Raw genomic sequence first — 18,120 nt, forward strand, 5'->3', positions numbered from 1 at the left:
GAGCGGAATGAAGCGAAAGTTTCACGTTCCGTTTTGAAGGAGAGGTAGGGGTAGAAATTCCCCTATCGACTCTACCAATTATTTTAACGTCTAAATATTTGTTTTAGGCTCATTGCTGCTAATATTCCCAAGCTCATCCAGATGGCAATAATCATAGCACCTGCAGCCCAATTTATCGGTTTTTCTCGATCTATTTTTGTGGTTGCTTTTTCCCGACACTCGGCTAAAACCTGTGGCGGAATCATCTTCAGTACCAGCCAAATTCCCAAAGGTACAATTATCAAATCGTCCAAGTAGCCTAGAATCGGTATGAAGTCAGGAATTAAATCGATCGGGCTAAAAGCATAGGCAACCGTAAGGGCTGCTAAAATTCTGGCGTACCAAGGTACTCTCTGGTCTATACTGGCTAAATAAACAGCGTAAGTCTCTTTTTTTAGTCGGCGGGCAACTTGTTTTAAAGATTGCATATTTTAACAATTTTACCCTTTTTCAATAAAACTTAAAAGTAACTAGGAGTTGCGCAGGTATTGTCAGAAACCAGGTTAATTTCTATATTTCTCGTTGCCAAACCTCTTATTTTGCCCAGAACACCGGGTTTGTTTGGTCGAGAGTCCTGCGGACATCATAATAACTCACAATTTCTTCAGAATTACTGACTGTTTTTTTAGTTGCTAAAAATGTAACAAGCCGGATATTTAGCAATTTCAGTGAGAAGGTAAAGTATAGCATCTGTCGTATGTGAGGAGCATCAAGTTTATGAATTCAAATTTGCAACGTGGCGATCGCATTAATTTCCGCAGTCTGTTAACAGCGTTGTGTTTAACCTTAACTCTCGTCAGTTTCGCGGGATTAGATCCGGCGGCTGCTCAAGAACAGCGGATGAGAACGCTGAGTGTCACCGGGCGGGGTGTGGAAGCAATTCCGACAACCCAAACTCAAGTTGCTTTGGGGGTTGAGGTGCAGGGGAAAACGGCGGCCGAGGTGCAGCAGGAAGCGGCGAGGCGATCGTCCGCTGTGGTAGAGTTGCTGCGATCGCGCCAAGTGGAAAAACTCGAAACTACCGGCATCACCCTCAACCCGACTTACAGCTACGAAAACAACCAGCAGCGCCTAACAGGTTATATTGCTACAAATACCGTCAGTTTTCGGCTTAATACTCAATCTGCTGGCACTTTGCTCGACGATGCAGTGCAAGCGGGAGCAACGCGAATTCAAGGTGTGAGCTTTGTGGCCGCCGACAGTGCGATCGAACAAGCTCAAAAACAAGCACTCAAAAAAGCAACTCAAGACGCTCAAGTGCAAGCGGATGCAGTCTTTAGCGCGCTCAATCTGAAGCGGGGAGAGATTCTGGGCATTCAAGTCAACGGTGCGATCGCGCCGCCTCCTACTCCTATGTATCGGCAACTTGCTGGTGCTCGCGGTGCTGCTGATGCTACAACGCCAGTGGTGGGAGGAGAACAGCAGGTAGAAGCTTCTGTGACTTTGCAAATTGGATATTAAAATTAAATAGTTAGGGGTTGAACTGGCCACCTCAGCTTGACCCTAACGATTTCTCGATTTATCAAGCAGCTTTGTCTACAAAAAACTTTAGCCGTTTTAACCACTTCTGCCAGTAGTCGAGCAAGTGTTCGCGTTCCAAGACAAATATTTCCGAATCTTCGCCCGGAAGAGCCACAACAATCAAAGCATTAACAATTTTGGCTCTTCAGTATATAATATTCTAAATTATTAGCTAAAATGCCATTTCAGTAAACATCGGGATTGAAAGTTTTAAAAATTTATGAATCCATAACCCGAACGTTTAATCAGTTTCAGCTTATTATTAATTCCCTCGACCACCCCACTGGTTTTTATACGATAAAAGTACGCAATAATTTCATACAGCCATCTAATAATTGTCTTCTGACTGTTTGGGAAATACTTTTGACGGGACAAAGCATTTCAATCTTTTAAAAGATATCCTCGTTTAATTGTCGAGGTTTTGTCAAATGGTAATGAAGGGTTCGATGGGGCGATAATTTGGCTGACTATCAAGAATTAGAAACGCTTCAAGAGTATGTGTTAATTAGCCAAAAATGGCAGAGGGTAGAGTGTTTTCGCCTTAATGCTGAAGGCTTGTGGGTTTTGTATTCCTATAATCAAGGAAGCGAACTACACTTGGCTAGCGTAGATTTTAACACAGGTATTGATGCTATTTATGAGGATGTAATTTTTACTAAGGAAGATTCAGAAGCAGAATTTGATGAACTGCGATCTAGGGGATAAATCATTAAAATCATTAAAGGAACTGATAATTACCATGTTATCCCCCGCACAAAACCTCGCCGAACACATCAAAGATTGGGAATTTATCGAGTTGTGGTTATATCCGATGGTTTTCCCGCCTCGGATTCTGATGTTAGTGGGCGACAAAAATGGTAAGTGTTGTATTTACTCGCCATCGGGCAATTACAAACCGCTGTTTTTAAGTTCAAGTTACGATGAGGCTCACTCGTGGCTAGTGGAAGATAAATATGAGCAAGTTGACGGTAGCTTTTACCGACAGAAATAGTTTGATACTGTGATATTATGAGGGCGATCGCACCTAGCCCAAACCCTACAGTTTTATTGCTGGAGTAGCTGCTCCGCTAAGTGCGATCGCGTAAGTGGGAAGGTATGGTTAATTCCCTGAAAAGCTGGGGACTCAATTTAAAATGCCAGCAAGAAAGCCCCGATTATTTGTAAGATATGGATGATAGACTCAATAGACAATCCCAGTGAGCCGGCCAAGGAGCCGATCGCTGTCGCTATTTCAGTAACACCGGCACCTGAACTCATTAAAGCTATCAACTGGCTAATAATTTCAATAACAGCGGGTACGTTAGCAATCAAGCCAAACAGAGCCGCAACAGAAACAGCTCCGACATTGAGAGCTTCGAGTAGTCCCGTTAGCTGCGCGATCGCGTCTGGCCCTTGGGTGTGAATGTAATCTAAAATTTGTGTGATTGCTGCTACGAGTGCATCCATGCTTATTTCCTTTTAAAGTCAAATACCTACGATCAATCAATACTCTTAGTCAACTAGCTGAAAAAGCAGTTCAAAAAATAGTCGGATTATTTCAAACCCATTCAAATCATTTCTCATATCGATACGATGCAAAAAAAAACTATTTATTAGCTTTAACCCGTAATTTTTCTGACAATTTTTCTATGCTTATCAATGACATCAGCAACCTCTTTGACCGTCTCCTTTTGTTCTGGTGACAGCGGACATTTCAGCTTAGGTTCTTTTTTTTGTTCGTTAGCCATGAGCTTAATACTCCAATGTTTTGCTATAGTTTATTAGCGGAAAATGATGGCTTATCTTTGGATAATATCATTATATTCACAGTGATGTCCAGTCATAAAACGTCAGAAAATGTAAGTTGTTTTACCTGACGCTAACTCTCAAAAAAACTCAAATGTTGCCATCCATGTCATAAAATGTCATAAAATAGCAGGTATAATAGGCAAAACCCCTAAACTTAACTCACCGATGGACGTTAAAGAAGTCTTGAGATTTGCCGATGACCTGGTTTTCGCTAAGACGGGAGAACATTTGGAGGATCTGCAAGAAGCTATCCTGGGGGGTGTATGGGAAGGTCAAAAATACTCTCAAATCGCGGAAGCATCGCATTGTAGCGAGGGTCACGTCAGGAATATAGCTTCAAAATTATGGAAGCGTTTATCAAATGTATTAGGTGAAGAAGTTACTCCATCGAATTTACGCTCCACACTTGAGAGACGACAATTATTCATCATTTCATCAAATTCGGGAAATGATTTTTTTATTGGTAATGTCAATGTCTGTAAGGATAGTCAATTTTCAGAATATCCACAAAAGCGATCGCCCTCAACCCCCACCTCAGAAACCTCCAAACCCCAAACCCGACTAGACTTAGCCGATGCACCTCATATTTCATTATTGTGCGATCGCACATCCGAACTCGCCACCCTGGAAAAATGGATCGTCCAAGAAAAGTGCACCCTCGCAGCAATATCAGGAATAAGCGGCATTGGCAAAACCGCACTTTCCCTCCACCTCATCCCACAAATTCAGCATAACTTTGAATGCGTCATCTGGCGAAGTCTCCGCCACTCCCCACCCTTAGAAACTACCCTCAAAAATATCCTAGAATTTCTCTTAAATAAACCAGAAATCGAACTCCCTATCAGCATCCCCGAGCGACTTTCCCTGTTAATGGAATATCTGCGAAAAAACCGCTGTCTCATCATCCTCGACGACGTGCAAAGCATTCTCAGCAGCAGACAACTAGCAGGAAATTACCGCACAGAATGCGAAAATTATAGCATCCTCTTCAGACAAATCGGAGAAACCACCCACAACAGTTGTTTAATCCTCAATAGTTGGGAACCTCCCAGAGAAATTACCGCCTTAAAAGGTGAAAATTCACCAGTTCGCACCTTGCAACTCAAAGGCATAGATGCAGCAGCCGAAATTTTCCGACAAAAAAGTTTACTCAATCCCGAAACATGGGAAAACCTAATTAACACCTATCAAGGCAATCCATTGTGGTTAAAAATAGTCGCCACCACCATTCAAGAAATATTCCGAGGCCGGGTTGCAGATTTTTTGAAATATGATAGGCTATTTCTAGGGGAAGAATTGGCAGCAACATTGCACCTGCAGATAAATCGTTTGTCAGAATTAGAGAAAAAGCTAATCTCCCAGCTCAGCCAAGAAGCGAATCCAGTTTCAATAGAGCAATTGCTACAAGATGCCGATTTCTCGCCCTCCGAGTTATTCAACGGGCTGCAATCTTTGGGGAGGCGATCGTTAGTGGAAATAGAAGAACAGGAGAATGAAACGCTATTCAGCGTTTGTCCTGTGGTGAAACAATATGTAATATCAAATCCAGTTAATTAGCCACGATATCTGTAGGGAGACGGCAATGCCGTGTCTCCCATTTTGAGGACACGGCATTGCCATGTCCGTACCCGCAGCGATGATTTAATATGAAATATGAATACTGCTGAACCTTCATTAACTAAAACCGAATTAAGACGATCGCTCCTCAACACCCGCAAATCCCTATCAGCACAAGAATGGAGACAAAAGAGCGATCGCCTCTGCAACCACCTGCAAAACTCGCCCCTATTCAACCAAGCAAAAACAATCCTCGCCTACTTCAGTTTTCGCCAAGAACCAGATTTAAGTCCCCTATTTACATCTTCTGTGGAGGAGGCATCTTGCCTGCTCAATTCTGGAGACAGGCAAGATGCCTGTCCCACAACCGCCATTCCCACCCCTAAAAAATGGGGATTTCCTAGGTGTGTCGGCAAACAGCTATCCTGGCACATCTGGCAGCCCGGAGATGCTTTACATACTGGAGCTTACGGCATACTCGAACCACTGCCGGATGCTCCTAAAATAGACCGCTCAGAAGTAGATTTAATCCTCGTACCCGCTGTAGGTTGCGATGTTCGCGGCTATCGCTTGGGCTACGGCGGCGGCTATTACGATCGAATGTTCTGTTTAGCTGAGTGGGAATCAAAAATTGCGATCGGCACAATCTTTGAATTTGCCTTGCTCGCCCAACTACCAGTAGACTCGTGGGACAAACCGCTGCACGGAATTTGCACAGAAATAGATTTGACAATCGTACAGCAAAAATCAAGAAGGTCGATCGAACAATAAATTTTCAGTAATTATCCTTAGATCCATATTTATATATAGCAACCGTCAGGGCGGCGCCGGACGAAAAGCCCAATACATCTTCGATCGCCAAAACGTAAACAATTAAACCGATCGAGCTGACGGGGTGACAACCCCTTCAAAACCCGCACCAGTGGTGGATTGACCCAACTTGAACTCTCAAAAGATGGGGTCGAAATTATTAAGTCGCTCCATCTGTTAATTATGTTTCCTCATTCTTATCAGAACCATCTCGGGGGGTGACAACCCGCCCCAAAGCCAGAGGGGGTAAAGGGCGAGGTAATTTGTGGTAACAAAAGATAGGCAGCCTGTGTTATTAGACGCTAGTCTATCTCAAAAAGTATGTTACTAACATTTTATCAGACCCACTTACAAAAACAACCGATCCAGACCCAATTTATTCAACTCACAATCTTGCTCTCTTTAAGACAATCCTAGAAACAAGTAAGATTAGAACGGCTCGCACTCCTTATTGCCCTATCCCATTACAACTGAAAGTCGGCGCCGCAAATTGCCGAGATTTTTGGAAATACCTCAATTAACGATCGCACGCTCTTTGGTTTCCCTTAATCACTTATTGGTTAACGGGACTTAAACAAATTTCAAGCCCAAACAGAGCATCGAACTTGCTATGTGTAAGGCGAATACGTCACCATTATCTTGCAGCCAACCGACAAATCGATAAGATATAGCTGTTCTAAAAGCTGAGAAGGCAGAGCGTAAATATTTTCAAAGGTTTGTTATCCCAACGCCTTCTCAATCCTCCGGTTAACTGTTGCAAAAAAATAAAACTGTAGGCGCCGAAAACTAATATGAAGTGCCTGTGAAGGCTTTTTATGCTTCTCACTTGATATTCTTTTAACCCTAACCAACATGAGAGCTTCACGGTAAAATACTTCCACCCAATTACGCCCTTGAATAAGTTGTGATTATTTTTTCTCCTGTCGCTTGGGTTCCGAGGGCATTAGTAAGTCGCTTCTGTCAAAAAATGGTGTAATTGGTGGTAAACCACTCCTACTGCGTTGTTTGACATCTGTGTTAAGTTTTTTCGCTCACGCAAGATCCAAAAATCCCCCCAAATAGTGTCTCAACCCTTTTTTTGGGCTTGATGACTAAACACATCATCGAACCGATCGCACCATTGCTCAAAGCATGGGGGCATGGCGTCAGGCGTGGTTTCTTTCATGGGTGTAGTTTGACGTAAAATGCTTACCCTATATACGTTATAAGCTCTTTACTCTTATTTCATTGTTTAAGTCCCGCCAATTGTTCCAGCACTGCATTGGTTTCAATGTTGTGACTTCCATCACTGGTAACACGGACTTGGTTCACCCAATATTTTCAGTATTATCACTGAAAAAAACCAGCACCATCACTTGCTCTTCGGAGAAACCAGGAGATGATTAAGGTGTCGAGTTCAAAACAATCCCATGTCTCCAGTTAACCTTCTCCCCGGCGCTATCAACGAATTAATCGCCACTGTCACCGATACTCACCGCCTTACTAAAGCTGACCGCTACGGCATGATGGCTGCCATCCTCGATGAGTCCATCAGCGAAGAAGAACGCGGCTCGCTCGATCGCCTGATTCGCTCCCTAGTCAAAGGTCGGATTCAAGTCACTGATGAACTTTCCATCGTCTCGTAAACAGAAAGCTGGTTGAGAACTCGATACTCTACAACAGCTTTCCATTACAAAAGTTTAGACAAGTCACTTATATAACTCTCTAGGGATAGCTTTTTGTATAATGCACTTTTGACATAGACGATTAGCGTTGGCAACTTCATCAACATTATGACGGATAGCATCCAGCATCTCATCGAGCCGCACATTCAAGATTTGGGTGGATTCCAAGCCCGCCGCCTGCTTCCCTCAAACGTTCTAGCACTGGTAGGCCCGTTCATCTTTTTTGACCATCTCGGTCCTGCGGTGTTTCCACCCGGTCGGGGCGTGGATGTCAGACCGCATCCACACATCAACTTAGCGACCCTCACCTACCTGTTTGAAGGGGTTTTGCTGCACCGCGATAGTGTCGGCAGCGTTCAAGAAATCCGTCCCGGCGCGGTGAACTGGATGACGGCAGGGCGAGGCATTGTCCACTCCGAACGCACGCCCCAGGACGAGCGCAGTAAAGAAGCCATCCTGCACGGCATCCAAACCTGGATAGCACTTCCCGACGAACACGAAGAAACCGACCCCTGGTTTCGGCACCATCCAGCAACCGATCTGCCTACTTGGGAGGATACAGGAGTTTCGTTCACCCTGATTGCGGGTGATGCCTATGGTCGCACTTCCCCAGTTCAAATATTTTCACCCATGATTTATCTGGACGTGCAACTGACTCCTGGAAGAGAATTTACCTTACCGGGCAATTACAGCGAACAGGCGGTTTACAGCGTAACAGAGGGGCTTGCGATCGATGGAGTGCCTTTAGAACAGCATCGGTTGGCGGTTCTAACTTCAGGCACATCGGCAAACATTTCTGCTTCAGGCACGGCTCGGTGTATTGTGATTGGCGGTGAACCTGTCGGTGAGCGGCATAAGTGGTGGAATTTTGTATCGAGCCGGCACTCGCGCATTGAGCAAGCTAAACTCGATTGGAGAGAGGGACGGTTTGCTCAGGTTCCTCAAGAGACAGAATTTATCCCACTGCCAGAAGAGCCGCCTGCTCAAGCAGAACAGCCATTGTGAATAGCCCCAGCCATATCAATTAAGGAACTGTTTTTTGATTCAGAATCCGGTCTTTTCTCCTCCACTTTTAGCGGATATTATTCCTAAACCTTGGATGGCGTTAGGCGTTAGGCGCGGAAAAAAGAGCGATGGCGCGGGGCATAGCAAGGTATTCGGGAACCTTTTTGGCAATCGACCTCCAACTAAGTTTCATTACTGTTTAAAGAATATTTTTAGCGAACACGGAAACGCGATCGCCCCTACCCCTGCACATCCTTTAATATCATGTCCGGTCGATTGACCGTGATACGATCTTGAAAAACACCACCCCTTCAGATCGAGAATGCCAAGACGAATTACGATCGCACCTCATCTGATCCCAGAAGAGCTTGATGGCTCGTTTCCGTCAGGCCAAAACAACCACGAGGGCCCATCATTACCAAATTATTTGGCTGCTGGCTTGCGGGAAAACCACCGCAGAAGTAATGGCGGTAACAGTTTATAGTCGCGGTTGGATTTATGAAGCGAGTCTGGGGATACAACCATTCTGAACCAGACTCTCTCGGAGATCGGCGCTGCCTTGCATACCGATCGGGACCCTCTACTCAATGATGTAGAACAAGCCTTATTGTGGCAAGTCCGAAAACAGCCTCCCCTCTATTGGTGGCCAGAGCCAAAAGCTTCATCAACGTGAGGCTCCACGCACGCTCCCTCACGCTCAGGAGGCAACGAAAGACGGACTCGCGGGCGAGATCTGGCGCGTCATAAATCACGCGAGGCGCGATCGCTGTGTCGATCGCATCCCCCATAGCATCAATTGTCGAGTTCGAGCGCGTCAGTTCCATGAGATTCACGCGCTCGACAACATCAATGAGAGTTTAGTTGAGATGACGGCTATTGTCGGGGCGTACACTCCAGAGTCAACGCCTGTGCGCGCGAGTGACCACAAGCGCTCCCAAAAGAATGCTTGGATAGAGATGAACTGTCGATCGTATCACGGTCGATCGATCGGACATGATATGAGTTGGGATTGATGGGCAAAGGGCGCAAATGGTTCGGAACGACTACCACAAAGCCTTACCGCGCCACTCGGCTAGCGTAATCTGAATCAAAAGATTTATCTAAAAGCGCACCTTGCAATAAAAGTACGATCGAGAAAGAGTAATTGCCCGAATTAATATCGGATGGTTTGGGATAACAATACTCCGGACAGTTTTTGGAACGATACTACAAGCTTACGCGGGGCAAGGAGCATAAAAAAGTCGAATTAAATGTAAGTCAGGGGTGGAGCTGACATTGATTTAATTATCCACAGGGGCTGCGAAGTCTTAGAACATAAGCCATTGGGCCCTATAAAAACTGTCCGGACTATTGGGATAATAAATGTCTTCTAAATCTTTATTAGCAGATATCGTTGTGCTGTAAAAACCAGTTTATTTTAATGGCGGTCAATAATACATGGTTGTTATAACCCTGCCAAATTTTATTTAAAAAATTATTTTTGAGAGTGGTGAATCGGAATTTCGATTGCCAATGTCGCCCCTTGAGCGGGTACCGAAAGACAACGGAGTTGCCCGCCGTGGTTTTCCACTACAATAGCATAGCTAATCGATAACCCCAAACCCTTTCCTTGGCCCACTTCCTTCGTTGTAAAAAATGGCTCAAATATGCGTTGTTGAATATCTTCGGTTATGCCCGGGCCGTTATCAGTAATATAAATACCCAGTTGAAAGTCGGAGAGTAACTTCGTGCAAATAGTAATAGTAGGGATTTGGCTGCTATCACCTGCCTCTTTTGCCCAACTTTTTTGTGACGGCAACGCATCAATCGCATTGGTCAGGACGTTCATAAAAACCTGATTCATTTGCCCCGCATAACATTCTATCTTTGGCAGAGCCTCATACTCTTTTACCACTTTAATTATCGTTTGGTCTGCTTCATCTTTCAGCCGATGCTGCAAAATCATCAGCGTACTTTCAATTCCTTCATGAATATCCACCGCTTTCAACTCAGCTTCATCGAGTCGGGAAAAATTCCGCAGCGATTGCACTATTTCTCCGATTCGGTCAGCTCCTATCCTCATAGAAGCAATTAACTTCGGCAAGTCATTCCTGAGAAAAGTGAAATCGATCGCCTCCAGTTGTTCCTGGATAGCGGCTGTGGGATTGGGGAAATCTTCTGCGTAGAGTTGCACCAGCCTCAGCAAATCTTCAGTGTACTCCCTTACGGGCGAGAGGTTCCCTTTAATGAAGCTAATCGGATTGTTAATTTCGTGAGCTACCCCCGCTACAACATTCCCCAAACTTGACATTTTCTCGCTTTGGATGAGTTGAGCTTGCGTATGTTGTAACTGTTGTAGAGTCAGCTCTAGTTGTTGGGATTTCTCCCGCTCTTTAGCTTCGGACTCCTGCAATCGCGCATTTTGTTCGTGCAGTTTTTTTTGCAAACGCTGAAGAGTTAGTTGATTTTCGACACGAGCTAAAACTTCTTCTAAATGAAATGGCTTGGTGATGTAGTCTACTCCTCCCACAGCAAATGCTGTGACTTTATCCAACACTTGATCTAGGGCGCTCAAGAAAATAACTGGAATACCCGAAGTTCTGCCATCCGCTTTTAAATGTTGGCAAACTTCGTAGCCATTCATCTGGGGCATCGTGATGTCGAGCAAAATCAAATTGGGTGGAGTTGAACGCGCTGCTTTTAATGCCATCTCTCCGTTTATTACGCCCCGAACTTTATACCCTTTGTCGCTCAGCATAGTGGATAAAAGACGCAGGTTGTCTGGCGTATCGTCAACCACTAAAAGATTGGCAAAATCAGATTCTAATTGCTGGCTGTTCATGGAATCATTTCTTCAGTTAAGTTAGTGATTTTATCAAACCGAAAGTTGTTAGCCCAATCGGCGATAGTCTCTGCAAAAGAAGTATTGGATTCGGAGATGACGGCGACCAAACTTAAAATCAGCTCTGCATCAGCATCGATAGCTGCTTGATGTAACTGTATCACCCACTCCGCAGGCATTGTGGCTAAATTCGTCCTCAATAATTCAGTTTCTTCCTCTCCTTTTACACTCAAGTCTTGACCCCCAAGCTGAGATAATTTAAGGTTCGGTAAATCTTCATAGAGATACTGTACCCCTAAATGTTCAGCCATTTTGGCAAAAATAACTTCTTCTCGGAAAGGCTTGCTGACAAAATCATCACAGCCTGATGATAAAACAATGGCTCGCTCTTCCTCAAAAGCGCTAGCGGTCAACGCAACGATGGGGGTAGCCTCCTCTTGAATCTGGGCTTTAATTTGTCTGGTGGCCTCATACCCGTCTATCACAGGCATTTGCATATCCATCCAAATTAGGTGAGGTTTCCAAGTTTCCCAGATTCTAATAGCTTCTTGACCATTTACTGCTTCGCGCACCTCCAAGCCAAGCGGTTCGAGAAGATGAACCAATAGCAAACGGCTCTCCCATTTATCATCAACCACCAAGATGCGATATGAGGGTTGGTTGGGTTCTAAACCAATTACCCGCCTTCTTGATTGTCGAGGTTGAACTTCAGCCATCTCAGGGGAGCTAATTTGGATATCAAAACTAAAAATTGTTCCTCTATTCAAGGTACTGCTGACGGTAATGTCTCCTCCCATCAGTTGTACGAATTGTCGGCTGATGGGTAAACCTAAGCCTGTTCCTTCTTGAGATTTCCGACCTGCTTCTGTTTGCACAAAAGCCTTAAATAGAGAATCTAGCTCAGTAGGATCAATGCCGTAACCAGTGTCTTCCACTTCAAACGTAATAGTCCCTGCTTCGTTGTCTGTTGGGGACTTTTGTTTCGCACTAATTGCTGCAACCCGAAGCGTTACACTTCCCTTCGTAGTAAACTTTATCGCATTTCCTAACAGATTAATCAAGACTTGACGCAATTTACTTTCGTCAGTCTTTACATACTGAGGAATGTTGGAATTGATGTTAAGACTGAGCTGTAAACCTTTAGAATCAGCTTTTAGTTTGAGCATTTCTTCGAGAGAATGGAGCAAATGATACAGGTCAAAGCTAGTAGGATTTAAGGTAATCCGACCTGCCTCGATTTTGGACATTTCCAGCACATCATTAATCAGTGCCAGCAAATGCTCTCCAGAGCGACTAATGATGCCGATCTGTTCCTGCTGTATGTGAGAAAGGGATGAGTCTCGGGCCAGCACTTGGGTAAAGCCGAGAATTGCATTGAGGGGAGTTCGCAGTTCATGACTCATATTTGATAAAAATTCGCTTTTAGCCTTGTTAGCCGCATCTGCCACTTCTTTGGCTTGTTGTAAGGCTTCCTCTGCTTTTTTGCTTTCCGTAATATCGCTTGCTGTGCCAGTTATTCCTAGAATATTTCCCTCGGAATCCCGCACTACAATTGCATTTGCCCGGAGATTGATAGGTCTGCTGTCTTTAGCTAATTGTATAGTTTCATACTGAAAGACGGACTCTCCGTTCAGGATACATTGGAATATCTCGTTATCTTTGAGAAGTTGTTCAGGTGTCTTGAAATCTGTAAATTTTCGCCCTATCATTTCTTCAGGGCAGTAGCCAAAAATATGTTTGACAGCAGCGTTGACGAAGGTATAACGCCCTTCAACATCAACTGACCAAATCATATCCTGCGATGTTTCAACTAAGTCACGGTATTTAGCCTCGCTTTCTTTGAGCGCTTCTTCTACCCTTTGACGATCGGTGATGTCGTTAGTGACTAAGAGAATACACGCTTCTCCACCCAGCTCAATAATATCTGCTGATACCAGCATCTTCCTCACCTCGCCGGCGGAAGTACGACAATCGAATTCCTGATTGCGAACCACTCCTGATTCTTGCAATAGTTGTCTGTATCTGCCACATTCTTCTAAATTAACCCAAAGATTCAACTCAATTGGTGTAAAACCAATTACCTGTTCGCGAGAGTAACTAAAAGTGCTGAGGAAACTGTCGTTCACTTCAATGTAGCGTCCATCTGCGAACCGCGCGATCGCGATCGGGTTAGGACTGGAACGAAAGGCTTTAGAAAACTTTTCCTCAGACTGGCTCAAGGCTCTTTCTGTCTGCATTCTAACAGCGATTTCCTGTTGCAATTCTTGGGTTCTTTCTATAACCTTACGTTCCAGGGTTCGCGAGTATTCCCCTAATTGGTCATAGAGTTGGGCATTTTTAATAGAAATTGCCGCTAGGGAACACAACATTCTGACCACTGACAAGCGGTTGGGAGTAAAGGCACCTGTAGTTAAATTATTTTCTAAGTAAACAAGACCGATGAGTTGACCTTGCCCTTGAATAGTAGCACACAAAACGGACTTAGGTTGATGCAATTTAATGTAAGAATCATTGAGAAAATTTTCAGCTAGATGCGCGTCAGCCAGAACGACATCTTGTTGAGTTCTGGCAACATAATTAATTATTGAAAGTGGGAGTAATAAGCTGTTTTGAACCGACACCAGTTGAGGCACAAATACTTGGTCTGACTCAAGTTTACCCGCTGCTTCTATCCACAGCTCACTTCCTCTATCTAAGATGAGAAAGCACGAAGTTGCGCCGGCATTTTCTAAGACTATTTTTAGTAATTTTGCTAATAAGTTTTCGAGAACAATTTCCCCAGCCAGCACTTGCGAGGCTTTCATCACTGTCGCAAAATCTAGTATATTAGTATCGGTCATTGTGGTTGAAGCGCTCGACTGGGTGGTACTTATAGATACGGTCTCTCGCTTAGCAATGCTTTGAAGTAACTGCGGATACCTTTTTTCTAAATCTCGAACCTTGGCTACTGCTCCCCAACGGGCATAACAGTAATATGCTTCCTGCATATAGCTGGCGGCCACTTTTTCTTTGCCCGAGTCAAGGTAAAACTTGGCAGCTAATTCGTGGGCTAACGCTTCTTCTTGGAGATATTCGTTTTCTTTGGCTCCTGCAATCGCGCGATCGTATAACTCTAATGCTTGCCAATTAATCCCTAATATCCGAGCTTTTTCTGCCTCAATTAATTCATATCTATGCTGGTTTACTTGTGGCGCATTGTCTGCCCAAAATTTCATTTTTTCCTGATTAATATTGACCTGCTTTAAGTAGTTTTGTTGTTCATCCACCGTGAGTTCATCATAGCAATTTAACAATGTTAGCGAATGATAAAAGTTGAGAACTACGACTTGCATAAAACCAAAAGCAGCTCCGGCTTGCTCCTGTGCTAGTCGCACATTTTTTAAGGCTTGGCTACTATCGCCCAACAAGTAAAGTAGAATAGTTTTAGCTACATAAAAAACAAATAAAACTGTTCCCGATTTAGCTGCAATGATGCGGGGCAAAATTTTACCTTCATCAAAACTTTCACCGCTCAATAATATGGAATCTGCTGCTTGATCCTGTAAATTTAAACCTAGTTGTCGCCATACTTGCGAAAAGTGAATAGGAATTTCTTGTTTAATGTTAATACACAAATCAACATAAACTCCTTGTTGCCGGACGGCAGAATCTAAGTTGTCCTCCGTAAAAAATAAGTAACTACACAAATTGGCTGCGCAATATCCACCCCATTCAAAATCACCTACTTCAAGCCCTGCTTGTACGCCTTCTCGCAAAGGATCGACACTATTTTTGGCGTGTTCTTTCCAAGTCCGAATATTAGAATTAAATAAGTTATAAACTTTAGACTTGAGTTCTTTAGCGTTAAATTTGTCTAATAATTTTAATGCGATTAAACCGGCATAGTATCCTCTATCTAATTGGCTAAATCCGACTAGCAATAATCCATAAAAACCATAGGCAAAAGATGATGTTGCCGAATTTCCATATTCAAGACACAAATTAATCATAATGATAATTATTTGCGGAAAAATCTCGGATCTGACCATAAATACAGGCGCACAAAGGATTTTTAAAATCTGCATTGCGGCCAGCTTATATGGATCGGTCATGTTTGGTAAATTATCTAAATTCTCAAGATTTGGTAAATCAATTATCAACTCCTTCTCCACGTCTATAGTTAACAAATCTATTGTGAGTTTTTCTAATACTTCCAATCCAATATCTACTGCCCTTACCATTTCTAGTTGAGCGATATAAATCTGCATTTGTAATTCATAAATTTTCACTCGATCGAGTAAATTATTGGCTGTTTGCATGGCAATCTCAGCTATATTTAAGGACTGCTCAAAGTTCAGGTTTAAATATTCAGCTTCGGCAGTAGCAATGTAAATATTGAGGGTCAATTCATAATGATTTTGCCAACAGTCTGTTGTCAATAACCCCATCGCCGTTTGCAAATATACCATTGCGGCAGCATAAGCAGTAGAAGTTTTGGCTTTCCGGCCTGTCACTAGGTTTAATTCGGCTAATTCTTGGCGCTCTCTTGGTTGAGTGATTAAATCTTTACCCTCATTTAAGTGTCTGACAATCTCAAATAATTTTTCATCCTGCTCTATGTCTGAGAATTTTTGTAATAACAACTGTCCGATTTGGAGATGAGTTACTTGCTTTTTTTCATCAGGAATGAGGGAATAAGCAGCTTGTTGAACGCGATCGTGCAAAAAACGATAGGCAACGGTTTGAGAAGTCGCTTCAGAAATCGCCTCTTCTGCGCCTACATAAAATTTATAAACTTCACTTTGGGGAATAATCAGCTCTTCCTGTAAAGCTTTCCACAGTGCGGTTGCGGTTTCCGTCTCCGAACTCTCTGAAACAATTGCCAATGTTGCCAGATCGAACTGGTTACCAATGCAAGCGGCTAATTTTAAAACTGACTGAGTTGTTGCTGGCATTTTTTGCAACTGCTGCGCCATAAATAGCACCACATCATCAGTGAGCGCTGCCTCTCGAACTTTGCTAATATCGCACAGCCAATGTCCCGATTTTATCTCAAAAGTAATCAATTCATCCTGATGCAATGCTTTGAGAAACTGCATCGCAAAAAATGGGTTTCCTTGAGTTTTTTGATAGACTAATTCTGTCAGCGGTTGTGCCAAATTAGGATAACAAACTAGCGTATCCGCTACCAATTGATTTAAACTGATTTGGCCAAGTGGTGCTAATGTAATAGTGTTGAGTGTGGTTCCTGCCTTCCTCACTTCATCTAGGGTCAACATCAGGGAATGGCCTGGTGATACTTCATTATCCCGATAGGCTCCCAGCAGCAACAGATAACCCAATTGCGACTCATTGACGAGCAATTGCATTAACTTCAGCGATGCCGAATCCGCCCATTGTAAGTCATCCAAAAATATCACCAATGGATGCTCTTTTGTGGTGAAGACAGCAATGAATTTGTGGAAGAGCAAATTAAAGATATTTTGAGCAGCCATCCCCGATAATTCAGGGGTTGGGGGTTGTGTTCCAATAATCAGTTCTAGTTCGGGAATGACTTCAATAATGACTTGTCCGCTGTCACCAAGCGCTTCGAGAATTTGAGTTTTCCATTCTTGGATTTTGGCATCACTTTCACTCAGTAATTGTGCCACAAAATCGCGGAATGCCTGGACAAATGCCGAGAAGGGAATGTTGCGGCTAAACTGGTCGAATTTGCCTTTGATGAAATAGCCGCGCTGCCGGACAATCGGTTTATGTACCTCGTTGACTACAGCCGTTTTTCCAATCCCGGAGAACCCAGCGACTAGCATTAATTCTGATGTGCCATTTGCAACACGATCGAAGGCATTCAACAGGGTTTGTACTTCTGTTTCTCGACCATAAAGCTTTTCGGGAATCAGGAAGCGATCGCTAATATCGCGCTGTCCTAATTGAAAGCTTTCAATCTTTCTAGTTTCTTGGTATTGCTGCAAACACCGTTCTAAGTCATGTTTCAATCCCAAGGCACTTTGATAGCGTTTTTCGGCATTTTTTGCCATCAGCTTCATGACAATATCCGAAATCACCTGCGGGATTTCTTGGCTGTTTATTGAAGGAGGTTGTTTGGCAATATGGCAGTGAACCAACTCCATCGGGTCGTCACATTCAAATGGCAGTTTTCCTGTCAGCAGTTCGTAAAAGGTGGCTCCCAGAGAATAAAAGTCGGTGCGGTAGTCGATGCCTCGGTTCATTCGTCCAGTTTGTTCGGGAGAAATATAGGCGAGGGTTCCTTCTAATACGTTGGGATTTTGAATTTCTTGGGTTTCTCTCGGCAGTAGGGAGGCGATGCTAAAGTCTATGAGTTTAATTTGTTTGGTTTCCGGATGTATTAGGAGGTTAGCTGGCTTAATATCTTTATGGATGACTCGGTTTTGGTAGAGATAGTGGAGAATCTCTGCTAGTTGCAAAGCCTTGTTGAGAAAGTTTTCTAAAGCTCCAGATTGATCGGGTTGGTTTTGATCAGTTGCTGCCTTGAGATAAGTAGACAGAGAGACTCCTCCAAAGTCTTCCATTATCAAAGCATAGGCGTTTTTGTAGGCTGCTAAATCGAGGGGTTTAACAATACTGGGGAGGTTGAGATTTTTGGCAATGGTATATTGGTTGCGAAAATGCACCAATTCGCTGAAGCTGGGGTATTCATTCCGCAGCAGTTTGATGACGACTGGAGTGCGATCGCTCTCCCGAACACCTCGATATACTAGAGTGCGATATCCTGCATAGAGTTGTTCTGTTATGCGATACCCCGGCAGGTCAGTAATTGCATCCATTTTCCAGTCCTCAATAAATTGGGGGTTACTATATCTCTAGTTTACTCAGCAAACTTGGAAATTTCTGGCGTTGCCTCCTAATGTGCCTGAACTTGTCAGTCCACGTGCGGAGATGGCTAAGTTCTAGTTG

At 43.7% G+C, this 18,120-nt stretch carries 14 protein-coding genes and 2 pseudogenes; 9 read left to right on the plus strand and 7 right to left on the minus strand.

Translation table 11 applies throughout. From position 1 onward, the window contains the following. Window positions 1–83 precede the first annotated feature (83 nt). Window positions 84–467 (minus strand): YkvA family protein, encoded by a 384-nt coding sequence (locus tag QUA78_RS04170; protein WP_333301535.1) that lies wholly within the window; start codon window positions 465–467, stop codon window positions 84–86. A gap of 289 nt (window positions 468–756) precedes the next feature. On the opposite strand from QUA78_RS04170, the gene QUA78_RS04175 reads away from it, so the two are divergent. After that, a complete protein-coding gene (locus QUA78_RS04175; protein WP_333301534.1) occupies window positions 757–1,500 on the plus strand; it encodes an SIMPL domain-containing protein in 744 nt (247 codons plus the stop codon). Between the two features lie 270 nt (window positions 1,501–1,770). On the opposite strand, the pseudogene QUA78_RS04180 reads toward QUA78_RS04175, so the two are convergent. Then, a pseudogene (locus tag QUA78_RS04180) lies at window positions 1,771–1,920 on the minus strand (transposase); the annotation flags it as partial. A 99-nt stretch (window positions 1,921–2,019) separates the two neighbouring features. On the opposite strand from QUA78_RS04180, the gene QUA78_RS04185 reads away from it, so the two are divergent. Beyond that, window positions 2,020–2,265, plus strand: coding sequence for a Uma2 family endonuclease (locus QUA78_RS04185; protein WP_333301532.1), 246 nt, complete (start codon window positions 2,020–2,022; stop codon window positions 2,263–2,265). A gap of 34 nt (window positions 2,266–2,299) precedes the next feature. Beyond that, complete coding sequence (locus tag QUA78_RS04190) at window positions 2,300–2,551, plus strand: hypothetical protein (RefSeq protein WP_333301531.1); 252 nt, start codon at window positions 2,300–2,302, stop codon at window positions 2,549–2,551. A gap of 137 nt (window positions 2,552–2,688) precedes the next feature. Here QUA78_RS04190 and QUA78_RS04195 read toward each other — a convergent pair whose 3' ends face one another. Together QUA78_RS04195 and QUA78_RS04200 are read right to left on the minus strand one after the other, a co-directional pair. After that, the gene (locus tag QUA78_RS04195) at window positions 2,689–3,006 is read right to left on the minus strand and encodes a hypothetical protein (RefSeq protein WP_333301530.1); all 318 of its coding nucleotides are present in this window, start codon (window positions 3,004–3,006) and stop codon (window positions 2,689–2,691) included. 152 nt (window positions 3,007–3,158) lie between these two features. Next, complete coding sequence (locus QUA78_RS04200; protein WP_333301529.1) at window positions 3,159–3,287, minus strand: hypothetical protein; 129 nt, start codon at window positions 3,285–3,287, stop codon at window positions 3,159–3,161. Between the two features lie 226 nt (window positions 3,288–3,513). Between QUA78_RS04200 and QUA78_RS04205 the strand changes: the two genes are divergently transcribed. Beyond that, window positions 3,514–4,905 carry an NB-ARC domain-containing protein gene (locus tag QUA78_RS04205; protein ID WP_333301528.1) on the plus strand — a complete coding sequence of 464 codons (1,392 nt, stop codon included), beginning with the start codon at window positions 3,514–3,516 and terminating at the stop codon, window positions 4,903–4,905. 96 nt (window positions 4,906–5,001) lie between these two features. Then, window positions 5,002–5,676, plus strand: coding sequence for a 5-formyltetrahydrofolate cyclo-ligase (locus QUA78_RS04210; RefSeq protein ID WP_333301527.1), 675 nt, complete (start codon window positions 5,002–5,004; stop codon window positions 5,674–5,676). A gap of 609 nt (window positions 5,677–6,285) precedes the next feature. Here QUA78_RS04210 and QUA78_RS32750 read toward each other — a convergent pair. Further along, window positions 6,286–6,621 (minus strand): annotated as a pseudogene (locus QUA78_RS32750) (IS701 family transposase); the annotation flags it as partial. Between the two features lie 503 nt (window positions 6,622–7,124). Between QUA78_RS32750 and QUA78_RS04220 the strand changes: the two are divergent. The 4 genes from QUA78_RS04220 to QUA78_RS04235 all read left to right on the plus strand — a co-directional run bounded on the left by QUA78_RS04220 (window position 7,125) and on the right by QUA78_RS04235 (window position 9,397). Further along, the gene (locus tag QUA78_RS04220) at window positions 7,125–7,340 is read left to right on the plus strand and encodes a hypothetical protein (RefSeq protein WP_333193105.1); all 216 of its coding nucleotides are present in this window, start codon (window positions 7,125–7,127) and stop codon (window positions 7,338–7,340) included. 147 nt (window positions 7,341–7,487) lie between these two features. Beyond that, the gene (locus QUA78_RS04225) at window positions 7,488–8,384 is read left to right on the plus strand and encodes a pirin family protein (protein WP_333301526.1); all 897 of its coding nucleotides are present in this window, start codon (window positions 7,488–7,490) and stop codon (window positions 8,382–8,384) included. A gap of 322 nt (window positions 8,385–8,706) precedes the next feature. Next, a complete protein-coding gene (locus tag QUA78_RS04230; RefSeq protein ID WP_445302344.1) occupies window positions 8,707–8,868 on the plus strand; it encodes a hypothetical protein in 162 nt (53 codons plus the stop codon). Between the two features lie 382 nt (window positions 8,869–9,250). After that, window positions 9,251–9,397, plus strand: coding sequence for a hypothetical protein (locus QUA78_RS04235; RefSeq protein WP_333301524.1), 147 nt, complete (start codon window positions 9,251–9,253; stop codon window positions 9,395–9,397). A gap of 461 nt (window positions 9,398–9,858) precedes the next feature. On the opposite strand, the gene QUA78_RS04240 is transcribed toward QUA78_RS04235, so the two are convergent. Together QUA78_RS04240 and QUA78_RS04245 are read right to left on the minus strand one after the other, a co-directional pair. Then, window positions 9,859–11,205, minus strand: a complete 1,347-nt coding sequence (locus QUA78_RS04240; protein WP_333301523.1) for a response regulator — start codon at window positions 11,203–11,205, stop codon at window positions 9,859–9,861. Then, window positions 11,202–17,990 (minus strand): AAA family ATPase, encoded by a 6,789-nt coding sequence (locus QUA78_RS04245; RefSeq protein WP_333301522.1) that lies wholly within the window; start codon window positions 17,988–17,990, stop codon window positions 11,202–11,204. Before QUA78_RS04245 ends, QUA78_RS04240 begins: the two co-directional genes overlap by 4 nt. Window positions 17,991–18,120 lie beyond the last annotated feature (130 nt).

This window comes from Microcoleus sp. K4-B3 (assembly GCF_036704615.1).
Taxonomy (GTDB): Bacteria; Cyanobacteriota; Cyanobacteriia; order Cyanobacteriales; family Microcoleaceae; genus Microcoleus.